Source organism: Planococcus circulans, from assembly GCF_020023385.1.
Taxonomy (GTDB): domain Bacteria; phylum Bacillota; class Bacilli; order Bacillales_A; family Planococcaceae; genus Planococcus.
Genome location: NZ_JAIQCL010000002.1, coordinates 294,258 through 317,488, shown reverse-complemented (window position 1 = coordinate 317,488; position 23,231 = coordinate 294,258). Strand labels below are relative to the sequence as shown.

Sequence of the window (23,231 nt, the reverse complement as noted above, 5' to 3'; positions counted from 1 at the left end):
CTTCCAAGTTTTAAGAACCTGATCACTCTTAATCCCAAAAAGAATATTTTATTCTTATAAGCGAACTTAAAGTGGTAAAAAAATGACCTGGCAGGCCGCTCTTTTGTTTCTTTATAAGAATATTAATTTCTTATAAGATAACAACGATGTACTAGATTGTCAACCGTTTGTTTGCTAAAATAGAATTATATTTTCTATAAGGCAACTATTGAGGTGAAATCATGGAAATCGGAACAAAAATACGAGCGATACGCAATCGCAAGAAAATCACCATTGCGCAAATGTGTGAAGAAACCGGTTTATCAAAGGGATTTGTCAGCAATATTGAAAACAACAAAACTTCTCCATCCATCAATACCTTACAGACGATCTCGAACTTTTTAGAAGTGCCTATGCCGTATTTATTGTTGGAAAAGCGGGAGCATATGAGCGTCGTAAAAAAAGAGGAAAGAACGCGCTCAACTTTCAATAGCTTGAAAGTTGAGCATTTATCGTCCAAAGGCGGATTACGGATGAGGCTTGTCGAATTCCCTCCTGGAGCATCGATGGGCGAACAAAATGCACACGAAGGTGAAGAATGTCACCTGGTTCTCGAAGGCAAGTTGCTTGCTGAACAAGGAGAAGACCATATGGTGGTGGAGGAAGGCGATTCTTTCAGCTGGAACGCCAGCGTGCCTCATTTCGTCAAAAACATCGGCGAAGGAAAAGCAGTTGTCCTGATTTCTGTCTATTCGGATACTGAACTGACGGACGGAATTTAACTTAGTTCTCCAACAAATAAACGTTGTTGCCGGTATCAGTTGATACTCGGAAGAACAGCGTTTTTTATTATCGATGACTATAGGGATTTCAGCAATCCCTGAATCTTCCGAACCGTGTTGACATTTCGGATGGTGACGCGCTGATAAAGGGCAGATCCAACGATTTTCAACATGCCGCTTTTGGTGACCATGTCTCTGCCGACCGCCCAAAGGATCGCACCTGGCACGTAAATGACCTGGTCGATGTCCGGCTTGATGGCCAATCCGTCCAGTACTGTTTCTTCATCGACATCCTGCCATAAAAATAATACATCGCTTTTCATCTGCTGATCGTTTGACCAATTTTCCGGAATGGCCTCCGCGATTTTCTGAAATTCGTCTTCATCATAGACCAGTACATTGATTTTCAGATTAAAATGGCTATCGATTGCTCTTTCCAAAATCGCTGCCAATTGTTCTTTTCGGTTGTTCTCGTCAGCAAAAATGATATTTCCCGAATTGATATAAGTGGTGACTGAAGACATTCCAGCTTCTTCGAATGCCAGTTTCAATTTCTTCATGTCCACTTTGTTCTTGCCGCCTACATTAATTCCCCTCAGCAATGCCACATACTTCATGAAAATCCTCTCCTTCGTTAACTGATGGATTTATTCCACAAAACCAACATCCTTCATAATCTTTTCGAATGCCCGCGCCGGGATCGATTCCTCCAGCTCTTGGACCATCTTCTCCAGTTCCATAGAAAACCAGTCGTAATCATCTTTTGATAACACCAGCTTCAGCAGGCTCAGCACGGAAAACACGGTCGCACCACTCAAGCTTCCTTTTCCCATGTCCAGCATCCCCTCCAGCGTACCGAGCTCCACTGGATGCGGAAGATGATAGCGATACAGCACTTCTTCGTGCGCAGATTTATTGCGGTACGGGAACACAATGCGCAAAATGGCATCCAAGTCCACCGGCTTCAAATGGATCTCCCCGTACTCTTCGCTGTACTCCTCCGCAAAGTCCCGGGCAATGCGCTCCCTCAGCTCTTCATCGATGACCGTATAGAAATGCGTGATCTGGCCAAGCGACAAAAAATTGACCAGCACCCAAAGCGGTACGTTCTTATGCTTATCGTAAAAATCGCGGATGGCCGGATACCTCACTTTGTCGCGTTTCTTATGGCTTTTGATCAGGTTGGCGAGTGTTGAAATGATGCGGTCGCGCTCATGGTGGTGCCGGCTGTCTCGACTGTAATTGTCCGGTTCCAAAAAGCTGGCTGTCTCCCTGAACTTTTCGGAAAAGCGGTATGCCACTTTCGACTTGATATTTTTTTCGAATTTCAGCAGCTCGTTCAGCAAAAGCAGCCGCAGCTTCCGGTCAAAGCTGTGCAACGCATAGATATGTCCGAACTCCGTGCCTTCCTGATAATGTTCAAGGCCATAGGGATTGAGCCGTTCATCATCCAAAAGGAATGGCTCCTTATAGCCATCGATCAAAGCGTAATAATTTTCGCGCGACAAAATCCGTTTTGCTGCCGCTTTATCAGGCACATCCAAGCCCCGCTCCTCGAGTATCTCCAGTTGTTCCGCGTGGGAGGCAAAATCCTTCACATGTCTCATCCTTTACACATTCTTCTTATCTTCAACTGTAAGCGAAACGGCTGTATTAATAAACCACTTGCCCACCAAAATAAAAAAGCCGTCCCCGGCATATACTGTTGCCGGGGACGGCAGGGTGAATCTATTTAATTGGCAGGAGTGTTTTTACACAGTCCAGACATCATCCGCGATCTTCACGACATGGCGGACTTTTTCCCATTGCTGTTCCGCTGTCAGCAGATTCCCTTCTTCTGTCGAAGAAAATCCGCATTGAGGACTCAGGCATAACTGTTCCAATGGCACATAGGCAGCGGCTTCGCCAATGCGTTTTTTGACTTGCTCCGGATCTTCCAACTCACCGAACTTCGAAGTGATCAATCCAAGGACAACCGTCAAATTCGTTCGGTTGACATGGCGCAATGGTTCAAAGCCGCCTGAACGTTCATCATCGAATTCCAAGAATAGACCATCGACATCCAGTCCGCCAAAAATCGTTTCAGACAAAGCTTCGTATCCTCCGCTTGCGGTATACGTGGATTTGAAATTACCGCGGCAGATGTGCATGGTGACAAGCAAGTCTGCTGGCTTGCCGGCAATCGCTTCATTGATGGCGCGTGCACATTGTACAGCCATTTTATCCGGATCCTGGCCTTTGGCACGAAGAGATTCCCTTCCCTCTTCAGAAAAGAACGTCGCCCAAGACGTGTCGTCGATCTGCAGATAACGGCAGCCTTCATCGTAAAGGGCCGCAATGATATCCTGATAGGCTTTGATCAAATCTGCAAACAGCTCTTCGTCCGTATCGTAGACGCCATCTTCAAATGACGCACGGAAAAGCAGCATATTCGGGCTGGGAATCGTGAACTTGGCTACCGCCTCCCCAGCAATGCTTAGAAGAAATTTGAAATGCTCAATCATGTAATGGCCATTGAACTTGATCTTGCCGGTCACTTTGATGCCGTGTGCTCTCGTTTCCACGCCTTTGAATTGAAGGCCTTTATCCGTTTCGTAGAACTCCACTCCATCAAAGCCGCCAAGAAAATCAAAGTGCCACCATTTCCGGCGCAATTCCCCGTCCGTCACAGATTTCAATCCCGCCGATTTTTGCTGTTCGACGAGCTTAGTGATTTCCTCATCTTCAATCAGACGGAGCTCATTGTCCCTAATCTCACCATTTTCATGTTGGAGGCGTGCTTTTTTCAATCGCTCCGGGCGTAGGAAGCTGCCTACATGGTCTCCTCTAAAAGGAGCTAAAGCCGGATTTGTTTGCGTTGTCGAGTTCGTCAATGTCATGTCCCTCTTTCCATAGCTGGTATAGGTCGCGTGATCAGTACTGCTCTTCGCAAAATAAAGCCTTGTTCTTCGTTTCTTCAATGGTAAAGATTTCTCAACTCGGCTCTTTTGCCTGGTCGCAAAGAGATGGGCCAAATTCCTTTGGCCCATCTCTTTGAAAGCGTCTGTCTGGAGTGATTTCTTCAGACAGCTTTTAATCTATATCCGATGACCCAATCAGTTCAAGCCGTGGCTGACCATTGCGTCGGCGACTTTTTTGAAGCCGGCGATGTTGGCACCGATAATTAGGTTGCCCGGTGAACCGTATTGTGCCGCAGTTTCTGTGCAGGTCTTGTAAATGGTTTTCATGACTTGCAGAAGTTTTTCGTCCACTTCTTCTGCTGTCCAGGAATAGCGCATGCTGTTCTGGGACATTTCCATTGCAGAAACTGCAACGCCGCCTGCATTGGCTGCTTTCGCCGGAGCGAATAGCACTTTATTATGCGTCAGTACGCGGACCGCTTCTTCCGTACAAGGCATATTTGCGCCTTCTCCTACAGCCTTCACCAAATTCTCGACCATGGCTTGTGCACTTTCTCTGTCGATTTCGTTCTGTGTAGCGCAAGGCAGGACGATATCACATGGAATTTTCCAGATTTCCGATTTTTCTTTGCCGTATTGCGCATTCGGATGACTTTCAAGGTAATGGTAAATCCGTTTTCTATCGACTTCTTTCAGCTGTTTGACGGTTTCAACATCAATGCCGTCCGGATCGTAGATGTAGCCTTCCGAATCGCTGCAGGCAACGACGGTTGCACCGAATTCAATGGCTTTTTCCATTGCATAGATCGACACGTTTCCAGATCCGGAAACAATGACTTTGCTGCCTTTGAATGAATGCCCTTGTTCTTTCAGCATTTCTTCGACAAAATAGACAGTTCCATACCCTGTTGCTTCCTTACGGATCAGACTGCCGCCATTATCCGGATTTTTCCCCGTGAAGACACCTGCTTCAGAAGCATTCCGGAGACGTTTGTATTGGCCGAACATATAACCGATTTCCCGTTTTCCGACGCCGATATCTCCTGCTGGAACATCGATGTCCGGACCGATATGGCGGGTCAGTTCTGTCATGAAGCTTTGGCAGAAACGCATGATTTCACGGTCTGACTTTCCTTTCGGATCAAAATCAGATCCGCCTTTTCCACCGCCGATCGGCAACCCGGTCAAGGCATTCTTGAAGATTTGTTCGAAACCAAGGAATTTTACGACACTCGCTGTCAGTGAAGGATGGAAACGCAAACCGCCTTTGAATGGTCCAAGCGTACTGTTGAACTGCACACGGTAACCCCGATTGACATGCACGTTGCCGGCATCGTCTTCCCAAGTCACACGAAACGCGATAAATCGTTCCGGCTCAGAAATGCGTTCCAAAACGCCTTGTTCCACGTATTCCGGATGCTGTTCAAATACTGGCTGCAAAGAATCAAAGACTTCCCAAGTTGCCTGCAAAAACTCTGCTTCTCCAGGATTCCGGTCTCTGACCTTTTTATGGATGGATTGTATATATTCATAAGATGATTGCTTCTTAATCGAATTTTCCTGCTGTACAGATGTCAATTGCGTTCAATCCCCTCTTGAAAATATGCAATATATTTGAATAATTATTCATATCATTTAATATTTATCTCTCATTATACAAACTGGTGCAACACGGTGCAAACTAATATTTGCTACATAGCACCCTTCCAATCTTTCATAACCTGGTTTCCATAAAAAAGTAAACGCTATCATTGCCTTCTATTCAGTGTTTTCATTTTTTTGTGACAAATTAATTTCTTTAAAAAATAATAATGTGTTTTTGTGGAAAAGCTCTACTTTTCTGCGGTTTCACTTTCTATTTATTTCATTTGCGGGGTATTTCTTCTATAAAATAGTACGTTGGAGAATTTCTCATATGATAGAATGAAACGTTTAAAAAAAGAGACACAAAATCGGCACCTACACCCAAAATGAATAACTTGTTATAGTTACACACAGGCTGAAAATGTACCTTATTTAACATGAGTACCCCCGCCATCATAGGGTCACCGTCTTATATGCTCCATTATTCCACGTACAAAAGGTCAATTAACAGCAATTTGAAAGGAAGAAGAACGTGAACCAAGAAAAAAGATTGCCACATAATGAAAAGGAAAGACTTCTATATGGTGGACTCATTTCTACTATGACTGTCCTATTTATGACTTCGTTCAGCGTCATTTACTTTGCCGGTGAATTTAATGGCGACATCGCTTGGAGTATCGCTAAACTGCTGCCCCTTATGTGGATCATCGTGATGATCATTGAACCTGTTATTTTCGGACGGCTCGCCGAAGCTTTAACCGCCAGATTCACTCACCCATCGGACAGCTTCAATTCGAAGATCCTCTTCCGCATTCTATTCACCGTACTCGGTATGTCAGCAGCCATGACTTTGATCGGCGATGTTGTCGGCAACGGTCTCCACTCCGAACTGTTCAGCAACTGGATTGCGAACTGGCCACGCAATTTCGTCATTGTCTTGATCGCTGAAAGCCTGGTTATCCAGCCGATCGCACGTTTCGCTATGGTCAAGCTCCATGAAGCGCAGGACCGAAAAGCAGGAATTACTCCAGAAGCAGAAGTTCTTTAAAAATCGAAAAAGCTCACAGACATGTTTTGTCTGTGAGCTTTTTTATATTAGGACCCTTATTAATTAAAGTCCACGGTATCGTTTATTTCTTTTTTATCTTTTTCCGTTTCTTTGTTCGTCAGCTTTTTGACAAAAGTTTTTACTGATTTCAAAGTATCTCCTGAATCCCAGTATTCTGCTGAATCTGCATCGACTTTAATCAGCACAACATTTGGATCGTCATAGCTTGTGTCCAGCATTTTATCGAAAACCGGATTCCAGTATTCCTTTTTCTTCGCAGTATCTTCAATGAATTCAGCGGTTCCGCTGACCGATACATAGGATTTCCCTGCATATGCCAAATTGACATTCGGATTGCTGGCGATTTCGTGGTACTTTTCCGTATCTTTCATCGTCAGGAACCATAGCTCTCCATCAAATTCCACTTCCTGTGTCTGCATTGGACGTGAAATGATTTTATTGTCTGTCGAGATGGTTGTGAACATCGCTACTTTGATGTCCTTGATGAGGTCATTGACGGTCTTGATTGCTTCCTGGTTGTTTGTTGTATTGTTTACCATACTATTTTTCCTCCTAGATAAGTTGGTTTAAGTAAGACGCCTATGGTTGATAGAATTCCCTGATTCCGCCTCATTAAACGTCCTTCCTTTCTTATAATCGATTACCTTCCCTTCGTTTAGGGTAAATAAATAGGGTAGATACAAAACCAATCATCAAATCGGAGGTCGATTTTTTATGGCTAAAACAGCAATCATCACAGGTGGAGGAAGCGGACTGGGACAGTCTACAGCGGTCCGATTAGCGGAAGAAGGCGTCAATATCGCCGTAGTCGATATCAGTGAAAAAGGTGGAAACGAAACCGTTGAGATGGTCAAACAGCTTGGGCCTGACGCAATTTTTATTAAAGCGGACGTCTCCAAATCGGAAGAAGTAAAGAACTACGTCGATCAGACGATGGAACATTTCGGCACCATTGAATATTTCTTCAATAATGCGGGGATTTCCGGCAGCGGAAAGTACTTTCTGGACACCGATATCAGTGAAATCGAAAGCATCGTCGGGATAAATCTACTTGGCGCTTTATATGGCATGCGGTATGTAGCTGAAGCGATGCTGAAAAATGGCGGCGGATCCATCGTTAACACCGCTTCCAGTGCAGGCGTCATCGGACAGGATTCTGTAGTGACTTATTCCGCTACAAAACACGGCATTGTCGGCATGACGAAAAGCATAGTGGCGGAATACGCAAAAGACGGTTTGCGCGTCAATTCCATTGCGCCAGGACCGACCGAAACACCGATGGTCGAAGCCTTCTACCGCGACAATCCGGAAATGAAGGAAAACGCCACATCCGGTATTCCGCAAAAACGGCTCGGTACGCCGGAGGAAGTCGCAGAACTGGTCACTTTTCTGTTGACCTCTAAAGCCAACTATATTAATGGAGAAGTCATCCGCATCGATGGCGGATTCACCAATACCAAATAAGCATAGAACCATCCAAAGTTTTCAGGCAAACTCCATTTCGGGGTTTGTCTTTTTTGTTTCTGTTTTAAATCTCCCTTTCCCGATCCATTCCCCAAGAAAATAATTCATAAAAATACTCAATCCCTTATAAGAATTACACAATCAGCTTTTCGCACAATATAAAATCTCCCCTAATAAAATCAGCATTTCATTAATGTTATTTGAAAATAATTTAATTCGCTCTTGTAAAGTGATTATTCAATCATGTATAGTCTATACAAGAATGAATAACGGAGGCCAATGATGAATACTTTGTTTTTGCTTCCCAATACTGATGAAGAAATCATTGATACATATGACGAGGATATTATTGTCACCACCAAAGAAGGCCGCATCATTAAAGCTTCTACATTAAGCGGTGAAGCTTATGGCGTAGCGCCTGAAGAGCTGCTTGGAAAATCTGTCTATGACCTGGAAGCAGCAGGAATCTTCTCTCCTGCCATCACTCCGTTGGTGCTGGAGAAAAAGAAAAAAGTGGTGCTGCGGCAGGATACACCTTCCGGAAGAAAAGTCCTGATCACCGGCATTCCCTTATTCAACGATCGTGGTGACGTTGAGTTTGTGGTCAGCTATTCCTATGACATGTCACAGCTGATGGTCATGAAGGAGTACCTGGAGAACCTGGAATCAGAGATGTCCAAAGTAAAAGGCGAACTTGCCCACCTGCGCAGCCAGCAGCTTCATATTGAAGGCTGTGTTATGGAAAGTCCTTCTTCCAGCCGGGCACTCCAGACAGCCATCAAAATTGCGCAACTGGAAGTCCCGGTCGTTATCCATGGCGAGCCCGGCACCGGGAAAACCGCTCTCGCGAAATTCATTCATTCACAAAGCAGCCGGCGCAATGCCGCATTTATCGAAGTCAATTGCAGCGCAATCCCGGAATCGGTGTTTGACATCAGTTTTACAGGATTGGATCGAGAAGGCTATATCGGACTGGCGGCCGGAGGCACCTTGGTGCTCAATGAAATTGACCAGCTTTCCCTTTCTTCTCAGGCAGCGCTGTTCAAACTCTTGCAGCAGCCCCACACTGCCCGTATCATCGCCATCAGCCACACTTCCATTGAAGAAGCTGTCACTGCCGGGCATTTCCGTGAAGACCTGTTCTATTCACTGCACCTGGCTTCAATTGAACTGAAACCGCTGAGAGAGCGGCCGGATGACCTGGATCAGGGCATCAGCCGTTTTCTGGAGGAACTGAACCATACGTACAATCAGCAAAAAGCAATTTCAGATGACCTGTACTTCCATTTGCTGCAGCTATCCTGGAAAGGCAATTTCCGTGAGTTGCGCAATGTCTTGGAACGCAGTTTTATCGAAAGTGAGTCGCCTCTGATCAGACTCGATGATTTGCCCATCACTTATCAGCCAGACTCAGATGAACGCATCGGCCTTGAGCTCGACGGCAAAACACTCCCGCACATTCTGGAATCCGTCGAAAAGAACGTCCTGCTGAACGCACAGAAGCGCTATCGGACAACTACCGAGATGGCAAATATCCTCGGCATCAGCCAACCGTCCGTTGTCCGCAAACTGAAAAAATATACAAGCACACCACCTGGGGGGAAAATGACATGACTATGCTTCAAAGCGAAAAAAAGACGATCGAACCGGCTGATACCTGGAAATTCCTGATTCCTTCCATCATCGGCGCACTCTTATTCCTCTGTCCGATATCTTATAACGGCGAAGTGACCATCGGCGTCGGCATTCTGGCCTCTTTCCTGCTGACGACATTCGGTGAAGTGATTCCGCCATTCATCGTCATCCTGCTCGGCTTCTCAGCAATCGCCAGCCTAACGGCTACTGCCGTGAAACCCGCGTTCGTCCGGGATTCACCTTTTTTACGCGCCACCTTCATAAACGGACCATTCGGCCTCATCGTCCGTGTGCTGGCTTTTGCATTCGGCATCATGGCCTATTATGAAATCGGGCCTGAAGCGATCGCTTCACGGAATACGGGCGGCGTTGTTCTCTACGACCTGGCGCCGGTCCTGTTGACCTGGTTCCTGTTCGCCGGAATCCTGCTGCCGTTATTGGTGGAATTCGGCTTGATGGAATTTGTCGGTACTTTACTCAATAAATTCATGCGACCTGTCTTTACCTTGCCTGGCCGTTCATCGATTGATGCAATGGCATCTTGGATGGGCGCCGCGCCGGTTGGTGTCCTGGTGACCATGAAGCAATACGATGAAGGCAATTACACGGAGCGTGAAGCTTCCGTCATTGCGACGACCTTTTCCATCGCTTCCGTCGCTTTCAGTTTGGTTGTCGCGAATGTCGTCGGCATCGGCCACTTGTTCTTACCGTTCTACCTGGCTGTATCGGTTGCCTGTCTGGTAGCCGCTGTCATCATGCCGCGCATTCCGCCGCTGTCCCGTAAAAAGGATGACTATTACGCGCCGGTCGGCAAGCAGATCGATGACGCCATTCCCGAAGGCACCTCATTGGTCAAATGGGGATATGATGAAGCCCGCCGCAAAGCAGGCGGTGCCGCAAGCCCGAAAAAACTGGCACAAATCGGCATCGAGACCGTGCTTGATATCTGGCTGGCGTTGATCCCATTGGTTATGGCTCTTGGAACAGTCGCTCTGATCGTAGCGGAATACACACCGCTCTTCAGAATCATTTCCTACCCGCTTATTCCTGTACTGACCTTGATGGGATTACCGGAAGCGGCTGAAGCAGCCCCTACTTTCCTTGTCGGATTCGCGGATATGTTCCTGCCGGCTGTACTTGGAAGCGGCATCGAAAGCGAATTGACCCGCTTTGTTCTTGCTGGTGTATCGTTGACGCAAATCATTTATATGTCTGAAATCGGCATCCTGATCCTGCGCTCGAATATCCCGGTGAAATTCTGGGAACTGGCTGTAATCTTTGTATTGCGTACCATCATCACTTTGCCGATTCTTGTGTTGTTCGGCCATCTATTCGTATAGAAGCGTAAAATCCACTTCCGATGAGGAAGTGGATTTTTTTCATTTAATGTCCTTGAGATACGCTCCTATTAAACAAAATTGGTGTCCCAATAGAAAATGCACGTCCAGGAGAAGTGAATTCCTGGATGTGCATAAAACTGTGTTAAATAGGCTGATGCTGGAGCTTCCGTAATTTTTGTGCCGCTGTCACCATGTTTTTCAGCGAAGCGACGGTTTCTGCTTCCTGCCTGGTTTTCAAGCCGCAATCCGGATTGATCCAAAATTGCTCTTTGGAAATCACCGCTAAACTGTCTGTTAAAATCGCCTCCATTTCCTCTACGCTTGGGACACGCGGGCTATGAATGTCATAGACGCCCAGTCCAACACCCAGTTCATATGGATTCTTTTTGAGTGACTCAATCAGTTCTCCATGGCTTCTTGACGTCTCAATTGAAATGACGTCTGCATCAAGGGCGCGTATTGGCTCAATGAAATCATTGAATTCGCAATAGCACATATGGGTATGGATCTGCGTTTCATTCGCCACACCCGATGTCGCCAGTTTAAAGGCATTTACCGCCCAATCCAAATATTCATGCCAATTTTCTTTGCGAAGCGGCAAACCTTCACGCAATGCCGGCTCATCAACTTGAATAATTTGGATGCCGGCTTTTTCAAGGGCGTCTATCTCTTTCCTCAATGCCAGTGCAAGCTGGTTGGCTGTTTGTTCATGCGAAATGTCGTCCCGGACAAATGACCAGTTCAAGATCGTCACCGGCCCTGTCAGCATTCCTTTCACGTATTTCGAAGTCAATTGCTGCGCCTCCACGACTTCCTTGACTGTCATCGGTGCAGTCCATTCAACGTCCCCATAAATGATCGGCGGTTTCACACAGCGGGAACCGTAAGATACCACCCAAGCTTTTTGGGTAAAGGCAAAGCCCGTCAATTTCTCGCCGAAATACTCCACCATGTCTGTCCGCTCAAATTCCCCATGGACCAACACATCCAATCCAATTTCATCTTGAAGCTCAATCCAGCGTGCGGTTTCATTCTTCACAAATTCCGCATACGCCGAATCCGTGATCTCCTTTTTGCGCCAAGCACTCCGTGTACGCTTTACTTCACCGGATTGTGGAAAACTGCCAATGGTCGTAGTCGGAAAAATCGGCAGCCCGAGAGCTTGCTGCTGCTGTTTCTGCCGTTCTTTGAAAACCAGCGGACGCGTAAAATGTTCCGGCTTCACTTGCGAGACAAGCTCTTTCACCTGAATGTTTTCTCTAACTTCATGCTGTGTCAACGCTTCAATCGCGCGTATGCTTTCGGATACGTTTCGATTGCCGGACCATGACCCTTCCCGTACATAGGCAGTCAGCTGTGTCAGTTCTCCAATTTTTTCATCCGCAAACGATAGGACATCCAACAGGACATGCGGCAGGGCTTTCTCTTTTTTTGTGGTCACCGGCACATGCTGCAGGCTGCAGGAAGATTGAATCCATGCTTCTGCCACATCACATACGGCTAAGACGGCTTGAAGATTCACTGCTTTTTCCGCTAGGTTAGCACGCCAAATATCCCGTCCGTTCACAGTCCCGATTCCCAATACCCGGTCTTTTGGAAAACCGTATTTGCGGATTGCAGCCATATTTTCTTCTGCCCCCTTAACAAAATCAAGGCCGATACCTGCAACAGGCAATTGCGACAGTTCTTCATATGCCGAAAGGGCTTCAAAATAGGTTTGCAGCATAATTTTTGCAGCCGGGACTTCATCCGCTAGTTGTGTGTAGATTTCCTTGACCAGTTTGACGTCTTCTTCGTTCAATGACAACGTTAATGCAGGCTCTTCCACTTGAATCCATTCCGCTCCCGCATCGACGAGTTGCTGAAGGACTTTCGCATAAAGCGGCAAAAGCTGCAACAGGAACAGTGCCTTCGACTTGGCATCATATCCTTTCGCGAGCTGCAGAAATGTGAACGGTCCAATCAGTGTAGGTTTTGTTATGATTCCTAACTCTTCTTTCGCCTCATTGAAATAGGAAACCAGATGATTATGCGTCAACTGCAAAAGCTGTCCTTCGTATTCAGGAACAATGTAATGGTAATTTGTATTGAACCATTTAGTCATTTCACAAGCCACTACTTCATCCGCTCCACGGGCCATCGCAAAATAAGTGCCCAGATCGACCTTGTCCTCTGACCATTTGTAGCGGGCCGGCACTAAGCCGAACATGACCGCGTGATCAAGCATACGGTCATAAAGAGTGAAATCCCCGACAGTCAACAACTCCAATCCAAGCGATTGCTGCCGTTTCAGATTGTTCAAGCGAATCTCTTTCATTTCTGCGAGGAACTGCTCCTGTGATAATCCACCTTTCCAAAACGATTCCAAACTGCGCTTCCATTCCCGATTTTCTCCGATATACGGGTAGCCTACGACTGTACTCACTGTTTTCATCCGCTATTCCTCCTTTAGGATTTACAAGATGCCAAATACAAAAAAGCCATCTCCGCTTATGGGAAATGGCTTAACATTCAAGTTCAATAGACGCTTAAAAAGCATGCAAAAACTTGTTGTCCCAAAATGAATGTCACCACCTATTTCCACGTAGGTATTTGGCGCGCACTAGAAATTGGCAGGTCTCCTGGCTCATCTTCAACGCTCATCACACCTTCCCGTCTGAGACAGTGGTTTTTGTGAATCGCTCCGATTTACAGTTGCGGGACAGCGACGGATTTTCACCGTTCTTCCCTTTTAAGCCAAGCCGCAGCTTGGCACCAACTCTTACACGTTATGTAATTCTGACAACTATAGCATATCAACCACAGAAAATATAGAGTTTTCCGATAAAAGAGATTGGTTTGGTTTTCAAGAGACTTCACAAAAGCAATAACCAAAGACAATTACACAGGAAGCCGCATATCAGTATGCGGCTTCCTGTGGTGCGCTCATTTTGCCCAGTGATGGAAGAAGAAATAGAACGCGATGAGCACGATGACAATGACCGAAAGGATGAGCATGGGCACAAGACCAAAAGTAGGTTCCATTTAAACTCCTCCTCCTTTTACCCTTATCATACTCCGCTTCATCAAAAATTTAAAATAAAAAGATTGATTATTCAGTTATTTAAAAATACGGAGTTTGCATTCCCACTAAAATCGCTGATGCTAAAATTCATTTGAGGAGAATACGTATTTTAGTCTTCCGGCAGTGGCAATTATTCTCGCTGACTCTCACTTCAAGTAATAACTTACAACATTTTTGTAGGATTTAAAGTATGCCCTAGCCGGTTGTATGAAAAGCTTGCAGGGTTTCGTATTCTGGTCGTTTTCTTTAGATCAGCTATCGATAAATTAATGATATCTATTCTTATGAAACGGCTTTACTTTGTTTTCTATTTTCTTTTATCAGGTTTAAAACCTGTAATCCATCACTTGGACCACCGCCTAAAAATGGTGGATAGGTGAAGGGAATCAATGACGTTGCACATATAAAAAAGTTTGCGCCTGCCAGATTGATCAAGATAGTGCCTGTTACTCCGGAAAAGAAATGCGAAGCAAAGTATAGTGCCGCAAACCCAAACAATGAAGCAATCGGTCCGACAACAAGGAAAATTAGTCTTTGTTTAAATGTATTCGGCGGCAGTTCTTCCCGGTTCGAAGGCTGGCAGAAGCCTGAAAGCGCTATGGTGAGATAGCAGGTAATTCTGCCAAGATTCAACTTCAGTTTTTTCTCTTTACTTGATGAACCCAAAAAAATCTCTGCCTTGGCTTTTTTGTTCTGTGCAATTGTTGCAATTGCATGGCCCATTTCATGTATGAAAAGAGCCGTTGTGATCATAAGTAAAACTGTAAGCACTTCAAAGAGCATCAACAAAACGCTACCTCCGTTTCTGTAAATGTAACCTACATTAATTTTATGTATGCTATCATATTACCAATAATTAGAAAACTTGAAAATGTTTTTCGGAAAATCAATAAGCACTTTAATCTCCTTCATAACAGTACATTTTTATAGAAAAAAAGAGAGAAGATATGCTCTAAACAGCCTCCTCTCTCCCTTTCTTCGATTTTATCGGTCACTCGATCAATCCAGCCTGTTGTAAGAATTCTTCAGCTACAACTTCTACCATCTGGCCTTCATCGTCTGCATGGTTGGTTCATCGATTATAATGCTTTCTTGCGCCTTTTACAGTAATTAAAAATAAAATTTAATTCGTAAATCAATATTTATATATTGTAATTCGATAAATAATAATTTATACTAAACTTAATCTTAACCAAACGAGGTGCTTTAATATGAAACGGGAAACACTGTTCCTGAAAATCGTTCTTTTCCTGATGGCCCTGCCGGTCGTGGCCGTGTGCATCTTTGTCGTACCTCCACTTTCAAGTTTTGTCGGGGAACTCATACCGGAATGGCCATTTTTGCAATACTTCTTCCTGATTGCCCTGTACGGTACCGCCATTGCGTATTTTGTGGCCTTGTATCAAGCGATGAAACTGTTGGGTTATATTGACCGGAACATCGCTTTCTCTGAAAGATCCGTTAAGGCACTGAAGAACATCAAATACTGTGCCTTCACCATCACCATTCTGTATCTATTGTGCTTGCCGATCATCCTGTACGTGGCGCAGGTCGATGATGCACCGGGACTTGGTGGTCTCGGTATGGTCATTACATTCGGTTCCATTGTAATAGCTGTCTTTGCAGCAGTTCTTCAAAAACTCCTGGAAAATGCAATTGAAATAAAATCAGAAAATGATCTGACGGTCTGAGGTGAATAATATGGCAATTATAATCAATATTGACGTGATGCTGGCCAAACGGAAAATGAGTGTAACCGAGCTTTCGGAGAAGGTCGGCATCACGATGGCTAACCTGTCCATCCTGAAGAACGGCAAGGCGAAAGCTGTCCGCTTATCAACCTTGGAGGCAATCTGCAAAGCATTGGATTGTCAGCCGGGAGATGTCCTGGAATACCGCCCTGAAGAAGAGGAGCCCTCATCTTAACTGGTTTTTTCGCTTCAGCTAATGACCGACAAGCGAGGTGTGCATGATGAAAACAAATTCGGCTGCACTGCTTTTTCTGAAGGCAGTACTCGTACTGCTTGCCCTTTTGGCGCTTGCCTTCTGCCTGTTTGCCATTCCTGGAATGGCCAGCAGAGACGCAGCGGCCCATCCGGAAACAGCTTATCTGCAATACCCTTTCCTGTTATCTGCCTATCTGTTATTCAGCCTGTTTTTCATTGCCTTGTACAAAACGTTCAAACTGCTGGCTTTTATCGGGCGGAACCAACCATTTTCCAAGGAATCGATTCATGCATTAAAGACGATCAAGTATTGCGCTCTCGCAATCGCCTTCTGCTTCATTGCCGGATTAGCATTCCTCATTTTCGTTATCGGCGGCGATATCGCCGGACTGTTCACGCTGTGCATGATTTGTATCGTGGCTTCAGCGGCTGTCTGCGCGTTTGCAGCACTTCTTGAAAAACTTACCGTTCAAGCTATTCGATTGAAAGAAGAAAATGATTTGACGGTTTGAAATAGCTAGCCGCCGTAGACTAATGAAATAAAAAAATCCACTCGCATAAGATTTTGCGAGTGGATTTTTTTGCTTACTAGATGAAAAACGGAATGAATATACTGGCCAGCAACAAAATCAGCGCACCGCCGAGACGAGAGGAAATCTGCGCAAATGGCATCAATTCCATTCTCCGTGCTGCAGATAATACAGCTACGTCGCCTGTTCCACCCATGTTCGCCATGCAAAGTCCGGCTGTAATGGCCGCTTCGATCGGATAGAAGCCCATGAACTTCCCGACGATGCCTGAACCGATGACCGCTCCCAGAACCACCGCAAGAACAATCAGCACATATTCAATACTTAATGCATTCAATACAGCAGCCAAATCTGTGTAAGCGACACCGATTCCGATCAAGAGCGCATTGGTCCAGTTTCTTGCGACAAATTCATACCACTGGCTTGCGCCTTCGACAATAATTTCCGGCAAGACATTCGCCACTTTGAAGCCTGCCACCAAAATGATCATGAGTGCATAAGGATGAAGCGGTATCAAATCTCCTAATAGATTTCCTAATAGATAAAACGATACGGCAGCCAGAACACCAATGCCCATTTTAGCCAAACTGTATTCCGGCGCTTCTTTTTTCTCATAATGAAAACCTTTGATCAATTGGCCGTTGCCTGTCAAACTCGGATACTTTTTTCCGACAATGTTCAATACACTGGCAAGGATAATGGCAAACACATTGCCCAGCGCCAGTGCAGGCACTAGAATCGATAAATAATAACCGGGCTCATTACCGAGCATTTCGGAATAGACCTGGGACATGGGCACTGCACCAGCTCCCATACCTCCGCCCATAATCGGCATTGCAATGACCAGGACCGCATCCTGAATGCTGAATCCAATCACCATGCCGACCAAAGCGGCCAGCAACACCGCTCCTGTAACTGCTGCAAGCAATGGCAAGGCATAACGGACACCAGCTTTCACCAACACTTTCGACTCCATCCCTAAGATACTACCGGTGATTAACGCCGCAATATAGAAGTTCAGGAAGTCCCCATCTCTCATGAATTCCGAGATGAGGGTGGAGGTCGTTTCAGGCATCAAGCCACTGTAGACCATATAGGCAGAACCAAAGATGGCCACAATTGCACCACCGCCTAGGAATGTGCGGATAATCGGGGTATGGTCCCCTATCCATCCAAGCAATTCGCCCAGGACCATAATGATCAACAGCGCCCCGATCATACCTGCCGGCAGATTATCTGTATACATTGCATAAATGGCGATTGCCGCAAAGAAGCCAAACCATAGAATCGGGATATTGAAAATAGAGAATGTCCCTAAATTTTTTCTCATCGGCACTTCTGCCGGCACTTTTCGTTTTGTTTCTTCCACTTTCGTCAGCTCCATCCCGTTTTCTATTTCATCATGATTGATAACCAAATGAAGGAAAGCGCTTTCAATCAACTAATACTCATCATAGTTAAATTGTCAGAAAACGAACACCTTATGAAAGTATTGGATTTATTGTAATTAAAAAAAGCAGCCGGATTGGCTGCTTTTACACATAAGGTTTAATGAGATGTTGATTTGAATTTTTTATCAGGTAACGGTAGATCGGCCGGCCGATACCATAAACGAGATTTTCTTCGAGGTAACCGATTTCCGTCAGGAACTTCAAATACTTTCTCACCGATACTCTTGAAATCCGGCTGATTTCTGCAATGTCCTCCGTGGAAAAAGAATCTGCCTTTATCTGCATAATTACTTCTATAATTTTTTTCAATGTCGTTTTCGTCAGACCTTTCGGCACTGTTCCAAAGCTCGAAGTCTCTTGGACCGTTTCCCTCTTCTTTCGGAACATCCGGTCAAGCTCCTGCTGATCCACCTTATTCCGGTCACCGATCCCATAATAATGGTTTTGGTATTGCAGCAAAGCTTCCTGGAATCGGCTGAACTCAAAGGGTTTGATTAAGTAATCCACGGCACCCAGCCTCAATGCCTGCTGAATCTGACTGATTTTAGATGCCGCTGTAATCAGGATGACGTCCAGATCTTTTTTTTCTTCACGAAGCTGCCGCAAAAAGTCTAGGCCGTTCATCCCAGGCATGTGGATATCAAGCAACAGTAAATCCACTTCTTCCTTAGCCAGAAGCGCGTGCGCTTCAGCTGTATCAGCCGCATGGCCGATCACCGTAAATCCCTCCACCCGTTCAACGTATTGGCGGTTCAAAACGGCTACCATGGGATCGTCTTCTATGATCATCACTTTAATCAATGCTTTCACCTCCTGCTGCTTCGTATGGAACAATGATAGAAAATACAGTAAGGTCCTGCTCTGGCAGAAGCTCTATCGAACCTTCCAGTTTTTCCACACTATTTTTCGTCAGATAAAGGCCAAATCCGCGATTCTTCCCTTCTTTAGAAGAGATGCCTTTCGTAAAAATAGTCTCCTGCATATCTGAAGGAATGCCAAGACCTGAATCTGTTATAGTCATCTCCAGCAAATCGTCGACGTAAGAGAACTCCACGGTTATGAGTTGCTGTTCACTGTCCAGAACACTGTCAATCGCGTTATCAATGACATTTCCAAGAATGGTGATGAGCTCATGGGTGATGGCCGGGTCCTTTGGCTGTGGAATTTCTGTTTCGCACCGTATCAGGAGTTCGACATGTGCTTCTCTCGCATAACTGATTTTCCCGATCAGAAATCCTGAAAGAACAGGGTCTTTGATATGCTGTGTGACAGCACCGACTTCGTGAACCTGGTGATCCGCCAGTTTGGCAATGAACTCTTTTACTTGTCCATATTCTTCAAGCTTGATCATACCAAGCAGTACATGCAGCTGATTCATGAATTCATGGGATTGTGCCCGAAGCGAATCTGCATAGAGCTGGACGCCTGTCAGCTGTTCAGCCAATAGATTCACTTCTGTTTTGTCCCGAAACGTCGCGATTGCTCCAATCACTTGATCATTGACCATGAGAGGCGCCCGGTTTGAAATCACAGAAATCCCATTGAAATTCTGCTCTTCATCCAAATCAGGCTTGCGATCATCCAGCATCCGTTGCAGCATTGCGCCTGGCAGAAACTCATTGATGTCCATGCCGACCGGTTCCTCATCCGTTAAGCCGGCTTTGTGAAAAATTTGCCTTGCCGATTTATTGACCAAAACAATCTTTGAATCCGCATCAACCGCAATAATTCCTTCATGGACAGATTGGAGCATTTGATTCCGCTCTTCATGAATACGCGCGATTGCGTAAGGTTCCAAACCAAACAAGCTTTTTTTAATATACCAGGCCAGCCAAAAGGCACCGATGATGCCGACCAATAGCCCGATAGCGGAACCCGTCAAAATTTTGAATTGGCTCTGTTGAATGGCTGACTCGACTTTATCCAGTGAAATTCCGACAGCCACCGCACCGATTTGATTTTCCTCGTTGTCCATGATTGGCGTAAATGAACGCAGGGATTTCCCGAGTGTTCCTTCTGAACGGGATGTATATTCTTCTCCTATCAGCACGCGCTCTTCATCCCCACCGATAAATGGTTTTCCGATCAGTTCAGGCACCGGATGTGATTTACGCAATCCTTCCATATCCATAACGACGATAAACAGAACATCCGTCGCCTCCTGTATGGTGACTGTATATTCCTGAATCCCGGCTTCCAGTTCAACGGATTGCAGACCCTCATGCACGACCTGCGATTCTGAGACCGTCCGCGAAATATTGACAGCTTTTTCTTCCAGTTGATTTTCTATATTTTCACTTGTCGTGTCGGTGATGAGAAGGATCGTAATCGACAGTGAAATCAGTACCACAAGACAAATAAAGAAGATGATGATGGTACTCAGTTTAAAGCGTGGTGAATTCATGGACTGCCGCTCCGTTCCTATTATTGCTTGCCCGCGGTTTTTTCCGGATGGTAAACCTTCTCCGAACATAAAGCTGAGCTGAACTCTTCTGTTATTCTACTAGGAACCGCATCCCTTGAATATATATTTAACAAAGAACCTATCTTGAAAGCAAAAAACCGCTGCCCGGATTTTCATCCTGGCAGCGGTTTTCAGCTTTCATGCATTATCCCAGCTCCTGCCCGCAATTCGGGCAGAATTTGGAGCCTTCATTTTTCTGGCCGCAGTTCGGACAGAACTTCGGTGCCGCTTGCCCGCTTGTTTCTGGCTGTGCGGCCGAATCGCTCGAGCCAGCATCAGCAGTGTTCTGCTGCTTGCTGGAATCCGACTCTTTTTGGCCGTCCATCATTTCTTTGGCGATGTTCATGCCCATCATCATGCCGGCCATGTCCGATGCCGCGTTGGATCCCGATGATTTGCCCATGGCATCGGCCACTGAGATCTGCTGGTATTTGCCCACGTCGCCGACCATGCCGTGTGACGCGCTTTTGTTGATCATGTCCTGGATTTCCTTCGGATAATTGAAGCTCATGACCTGGAAGCCGGTGACTTTCATGCCGTCGTCCATCAGCTGCATATTCAGGTCGTCCTGGATGCCCTTGCCGATTTCATGCGCATTGGCCTGCAGATTGAACATGTCCTTGCCCTCTTTTGTAATCCATCTCATCAAGAGCTGATCCAGGATTGCCGTGATACGGATTTTCACATCGTCCACCAGATAGCTGTTGCGGACACCTGCAATCTTATCGATCAAACCCACATAATCGCTGACCTTGAACTGAAAGGTACCGTTCGCCCGGATTGGCATGCCGCCGGGCAGCTGAGGCGCCGGGATATTGATCGGGTTTTGCGTCCCCCATTTGACCGTGAACTCCTTGGTGTTCACGAACAGCACTTCGACACGCATGCCGCTGTTGAAACCGAAACGGAAACCTTTTAAAGTCGATAGAAATGGCACGATTTCCGATTCGATATCGTACTCGCCTTCGTCTTCGAAGATTCCTTCGATTTTGCCGTTATTGAGGAAAATAGCATCCTGCCCAGGCCGAATAATGAGCCGGCTGCCTTTTTTGACTTCGTTATTGTTCCATTTCCAGAAAATCATATCGTCCCTGAATTCTTCCCATTCCACTACATCTGAAAATTGATTGCTGAAAAAACCCATTCTGTTCATCTCCTCCTCTGGTTCGATCCGCTTTAAAACTTACGTCCGCCTCCACTGAAGGAGCGTCCGCCCCCTGTACTTCCGCCGCCAAAGCCGCCGCCCCCGCCACTTTTCTTCGGAACTTTGCGGCGTGAGATGGTCTTGTTGCGGAACTGGTCGAGCTTGCCGGTCACCCGTGAATTGTCCCCATCAAAATAGGTGCTTGCCGTCGTCGTCACACGTCCACCCGAATTGTAGACCATGAAACCGACGATGCCACCGCCTAGCAACAGCGCAACAGCCAGCTGGAACCAGTTTTTAAAGAAGATGCTTTCCGGATTGACGCCGGGGCGGAATTCCATGTAACGGCTCGCAGTCGTCACCGTTTCACGGAATGCACCTGCATAGTCACCTCTTTGCATTTCCGGAAGGATCCGGTCCAGCACCAGGTTGACGCGCTGGTTGTCCAGCGTCGTTTCAGCTGTTCCAAAACCAGCCAGATACACATCGCGTGTCGCAATATTCATCGTCAGCAGTACAGCATTTTCCTGGCCGTTTTCTGCAGCCCATGCGTCAAAGAAATCACCCATATAATCTACGACATCAAACGCTTCCGGGTCTTCAGAGGTCAGGAACAGGAAATCCGTTCCATGCCTGCCGCTATGTTCCGCTGCGACAGCTTCCAATTCCGCGATCTCCGAGTCACTCAACAGATTGGCGTTATCGTATACACGCTGATCCACTGCAGCAGACGCCGACACTCCGCCGATGCCTATGAAAATCAGCAGGAAATACAGAGTCATCAGCCATTTGGATTGAAAATCCCTCACCAAAGAACACCTCCCACAGCGAATGAAATCACTTTCAAGACGGCGAAAGCGGAAGCTGCAATGCCGGTGAACCAGGCAGCGACTTTGAACGCACTGATCGGCGGCTTGCCGACCACTTTACCGGTTTGGCCGTTCATCGCAAACGTATGTTCCTTATTTTCAAAATCATAATAAACCATCCATACCGGAAACAATGTATAGTAGACATTCTTTTTATGTGCCTGAATTTGTTTATTGGTATAGCTGACGGTTGAATAGCCGGCAATGGTGCTGCTTATGTACGAGTCGATATAAGGAATAATCTTCGATTCGACCCGTGAAAACAGCGCTTCATCATCGTAATCGTACTTCTCGGCCAGGTACCCTGCCAGGTAGGGCATTCTGAAATCCTTAAGTTCCCCGTAATCATACGGCTCCAGTTTGTCCATCAATTCATCGTCCATTTTCTCCGACGCATCCGCAGGCACTTTGAGGTAGCTGAGGTCCATTTCCCGGCGGACATCATAGAAATCCGTCTCCGTATAGATGGTATCGCCCCGCGTATAATTGCGGACTCTGGTCGCCAGTGCCGCTACGTCCGCTTTGCCATCGATATCGTACAGCCAAAACGGCACATACATGCCCGTCATCTTTTTGATCCGGTCGCCGCTCGCAAAGCCTGGCGGCGTCAATCGCCCGTTCTTCGTCCATTTTCGGAAAGCGGCGACAGCCTCGTCTTTGCTGATGGTGAAAGGGATCACTTTGGCAGGGGCCAAGTCACCCGTCAACCGGTCTGCCAACAGCACCGGCGCCCCGCAGAAGCTGCAATGGGTCGCGGTGGTTTCCGCTTCAGTCAGGATGACCGCTCCGCAGTTTTCGCAGTGATATTCCTTCGCTTCCTCCGGATCGAATTTCCGCAGGATGTTGGTTTCCGGAAATGTCTCGATGTCATCCTGCCGGCCGCAGCTCGGGCACGACAGGTGGCCCGATTCGCTGTCGAACGCCATATCCGAGCCGCAGTTCGGACATTTATACTGAATGACCATTCTGTCCGCCTCCTTTCAGCTTAAAGGAAACTGTCCGTACAGCAG

Annotated in this window: 21 protein-coding genes and 1 riboswitch; of the genes, 8 read left to right on the top strand and 13 right to left on the bottom strand. The window is 46.3% G+C overall.

From position 1 onward, the window contains the following. Window positions 1-221 precede the first annotated feature (221 nt). A complete protein-coding gene (locus K8U60_RS05695) occupies window positions 222-761 on the top strand; it encodes a helix-turn-helix domain-containing protein (protein WP_223635608.1) in 540 nt (179 codons plus the stop codon). Window positions 762-838: 77 nt separating this feature from the next. Here K8U60_RS05695 and K8U60_RS05690 read toward each other — a convergent pair whose 3' ends face one another. From K8U60_RS05690 to gdhA, 4 genes are all read right to left on the bottom strand, one after another. Then, window positions 839-1,378, bottom strand: a complete 540-nt coding sequence (locus tag K8U60_RS05690) for a DUF1697 domain-containing protein (RefSeq protein ID WP_223635606.1) — start codon at window positions 1,376-1,378, stop codon at window positions 839-841. Between the two features lie 30 nt (window positions 1,379-1,408). Continuing rightward, on the bottom strand, window positions 1,409-2,368 hold the full coding sequence (locus K8U60_RS05685) for an Abi family protein (RefSeq protein WP_223635604.1): 960 nt from the start codon (window positions 2,366-2,368) through the stop codon (window positions 1,409-1,411). A gap of 144 nt (window positions 2,369-2,512) precedes the next feature. After that, window positions 2,513-3,640: a 5-methyltetrahydropteroyltriglutamate--homocysteine S-methyltransferase gene (locus tag K8U60_RS05680; RefSeq protein WP_223635602.1), complete on the bottom strand. Its 1,128-nt coding sequence runs from the start codon at window positions 3,638-3,640 to the stop codon at window positions 2,513-2,515. 216 nt (window positions 3,641-3,856) lie between these two features. Continuing rightward, a complete protein-coding gene (gene gdhA, locus K8U60_RS05675) occupies window positions 3,857-5,239 on the bottom strand; it encodes an NADP-specific glutamate dehydrogenase (RefSeq protein ID WP_223635600.1) in 1,383 nt (460 codons plus the stop codon). 538 nt (window positions 5,240-5,777) lie between these two features. On the opposite strand from gdhA, the gene K8U60_RS19110 reads away from it, so the two are divergent. Continuing rightward, window positions 5,778-6,293: a DUF2798 domain-containing protein gene (locus K8U60_RS19110; protein WP_223635598.1), complete on the top strand. Its 516-nt coding sequence runs from the start codon at window positions 5,778-5,780 to the stop codon at window positions 6,291-6,293. Window positions 6,294-6,352: 59 nt separating this feature from the next. On the opposite strand, the gene K8U60_RS05665 is transcribed toward K8U60_RS19110, so the two are convergent. Next, window positions 6,353-6,853 carry a pyridoxamine 5'-phosphate oxidase family protein gene (locus tag K8U60_RS05665; protein WP_223635596.1) on the bottom strand — a complete coding sequence of 167 codons (501 nt, stop codon included), beginning with the start codon at window positions 6,851-6,853 and terminating at the stop codon, window positions 6,353-6,355. A 175-nt stretch (window positions 6,854-7,028) separates the two neighbouring features. On the opposite strand from K8U60_RS05665, the gene K8U60_RS05660 reads away from it, so the two are divergent. The 3 genes from K8U60_RS05660 (at window position 7,029) to K8U60_RS05650 (ending at window position 10,753) form a co-directional block, all read left to right on the top strand. Continuing rightward, window positions 7,029-7,778 carry an SDR family NAD(P)-dependent oxidoreductase gene (locus tag K8U60_RS05660; RefSeq protein ID WP_223635594.1) on the top strand — a complete coding sequence of 250 codons (750 nt, stop codon included), beginning with the start codon at window positions 7,029-7,031 and terminating at the stop codon, window positions 7,776-7,778. A gap of 282 nt (window positions 7,779-8,060) precedes the next feature. After that, window positions 8,061-9,392, top strand: a complete 1,332-nt coding sequence (locus tag K8U60_RS05655) for a sigma 54-interacting transcriptional regulator (protein WP_223635593.1) — start codon at window positions 8,061-8,063, stop codon at window positions 9,390-9,392. After that, entirely contained in the window at window positions 9,389-10,753 is a 1,365-nt protein-coding gene (locus tag K8U60_RS05650; RefSeq protein ID WP_223635590.1) for a YjiH family protein, read from the top strand. The genes K8U60_RS05655 and K8U60_RS05650 overlap by 4 nt, the downstream gene beginning before the upstream one ends. A gap of 142 nt (window positions 10,754-10,895) precedes the next feature. Here the strand turns inward: K8U60_RS05650 and metE are convergent, their stop codons facing one another. Together metE and K8U60_RS05640 are read right to left on the bottom strand one after the other, a co-directional pair. After that, window positions 10,896-13,187: a 5-methyltetrahydropteroyltriglutamate--homocysteine S-methyltransferase gene (gene metE, locus K8U60_RS05645; RefSeq protein WP_223635587.1), complete on the bottom strand. Its 2,292-nt coding sequence runs from the start codon at window positions 13,185-13,187 to the stop codon at window positions 10,896-10,898. Window positions 13,188-13,347: 160 nt separating this feature from the next. After that, window positions 13,348-13,527, bottom strand: a riboswitch (cobalamin riboswitch). Window positions 13,528-14,099: 572 nt separating this feature from the next. Continuing rightward, window positions 14,100-14,600 carry a site-2 protease family protein gene (locus K8U60_RS05640; protein ID WP_223636024.1) on the bottom strand — a complete coding sequence of 167 codons (501 nt, stop codon included), beginning with the start codon at window positions 14,598-14,600 and terminating at the stop codon, window positions 14,100-14,102. Between the two features lie 428 nt (window positions 14,601-15,028). Here K8U60_RS05640 and K8U60_RS05635 point away from each other — a divergent pair, with 428 nt between their 5' ends. From K8U60_RS05635 to K8U60_RS05625, 3 genes are read left to right on the top strand one after another with little or no spacing between them, the layout of a single operon-like run. Then, window positions 15,029-15,508, top strand: coding sequence for a DUF2975 domain-containing protein (locus K8U60_RS05635; RefSeq protein WP_223635583.1), 480 nt, complete (start codon window positions 15,029-15,031; stop codon window positions 15,506-15,508). Window positions 15,509-15,518: 10 nt separating this feature from the next. After that, entirely contained in the window at window positions 15,519-15,743 is a 225-nt protein-coding gene (locus K8U60_RS05630) for a helix-turn-helix domain-containing protein (RefSeq protein ID WP_223635580.1), read from the top strand. A 43-nt stretch (window positions 15,744-15,786) separates the two neighbouring features. Beyond that, window positions 15,787-16,275, top strand: a complete 489-nt coding sequence (locus K8U60_RS05625; protein WP_223635577.1) for a DUF2975 domain-containing protein — start codon at window positions 15,787-15,789, stop codon at window positions 16,273-16,275. Between the two features lie 76 nt (window positions 16,276-16,351). Here the strand turns inward: K8U60_RS05625 and K8U60_RS05620 are convergent, their stop codons facing one another. The 6 genes from K8U60_RS05620 to K8U60_RS05595 all read right to left on the bottom strand — a co-directional run bounded on the left by K8U60_RS05620 (window position 16,352) and on the right by K8U60_RS05595 (window position 23,186). Further along, entirely contained in the window at window positions 16,352-17,734 is a 1,383-nt protein-coding gene (locus K8U60_RS05620; protein ID WP_317851908.1) for a 2-hydroxycarboxylate transporter family protein, read from the bottom strand. Window positions 17,735-17,828: 94 nt separating this feature from the next. Continuing rightward, window positions 17,829-18,536: a response regulator gene (locus K8U60_RS05615; protein WP_317851912.1), complete on the bottom strand. Its 708-nt coding sequence runs from the start codon at window positions 18,534-18,536 to the stop codon at window positions 17,829-17,831. A 1-nt stretch (window position 18,537) separates the two neighbouring features. Then, window positions 18,538-20,148: a DcuS/MalK family sensor histidine kinase gene (dcuS, locus tag K8U60_RS05610; protein WP_223635572.1), complete on the bottom strand. Its 1,611-nt coding sequence runs from the start codon at window positions 20,146-20,148 to the stop codon at window positions 18,538-18,540. 205 nt (window positions 20,149-20,353) lie between these two features. Next, window positions 20,354-21,352 carry an SPFH domain-containing protein gene (locus K8U60_RS05605; protein ID WP_223636020.1) on the bottom strand — a complete coding sequence of 333 codons (999 nt, stop codon included), beginning with the start codon at window positions 21,350-21,352 and terminating at the stop codon, window positions 20,354-20,356. A gap of 32 nt (window positions 21,353-21,384) precedes the next feature. Beyond that, window positions 21,385-22,161 (bottom strand): TPM domain-containing protein, encoded by a 777-nt coding sequence (locus K8U60_RS05600; RefSeq protein ID WP_223635569.1) that lies wholly within the window; start codon window positions 22,159-22,161, stop codon window positions 21,385-21,387. Further along, the gene (locus K8U60_RS05595) at window positions 22,158-23,186 is read right to left on the bottom strand and encodes a TFIIB-type zinc ribbon-containing protein (RefSeq protein WP_223635566.1); all 1,029 of its coding nucleotides are present in this window, start codon (window positions 23,184-23,186) and stop codon (window positions 22,158-22,160) included. The genes K8U60_RS05600 and K8U60_RS05595 overlap by 4 nt, the downstream gene beginning before the upstream one ends. Between the last annotated feature and the right edge of the window lie 45 nt (window positions 23,187-23,231).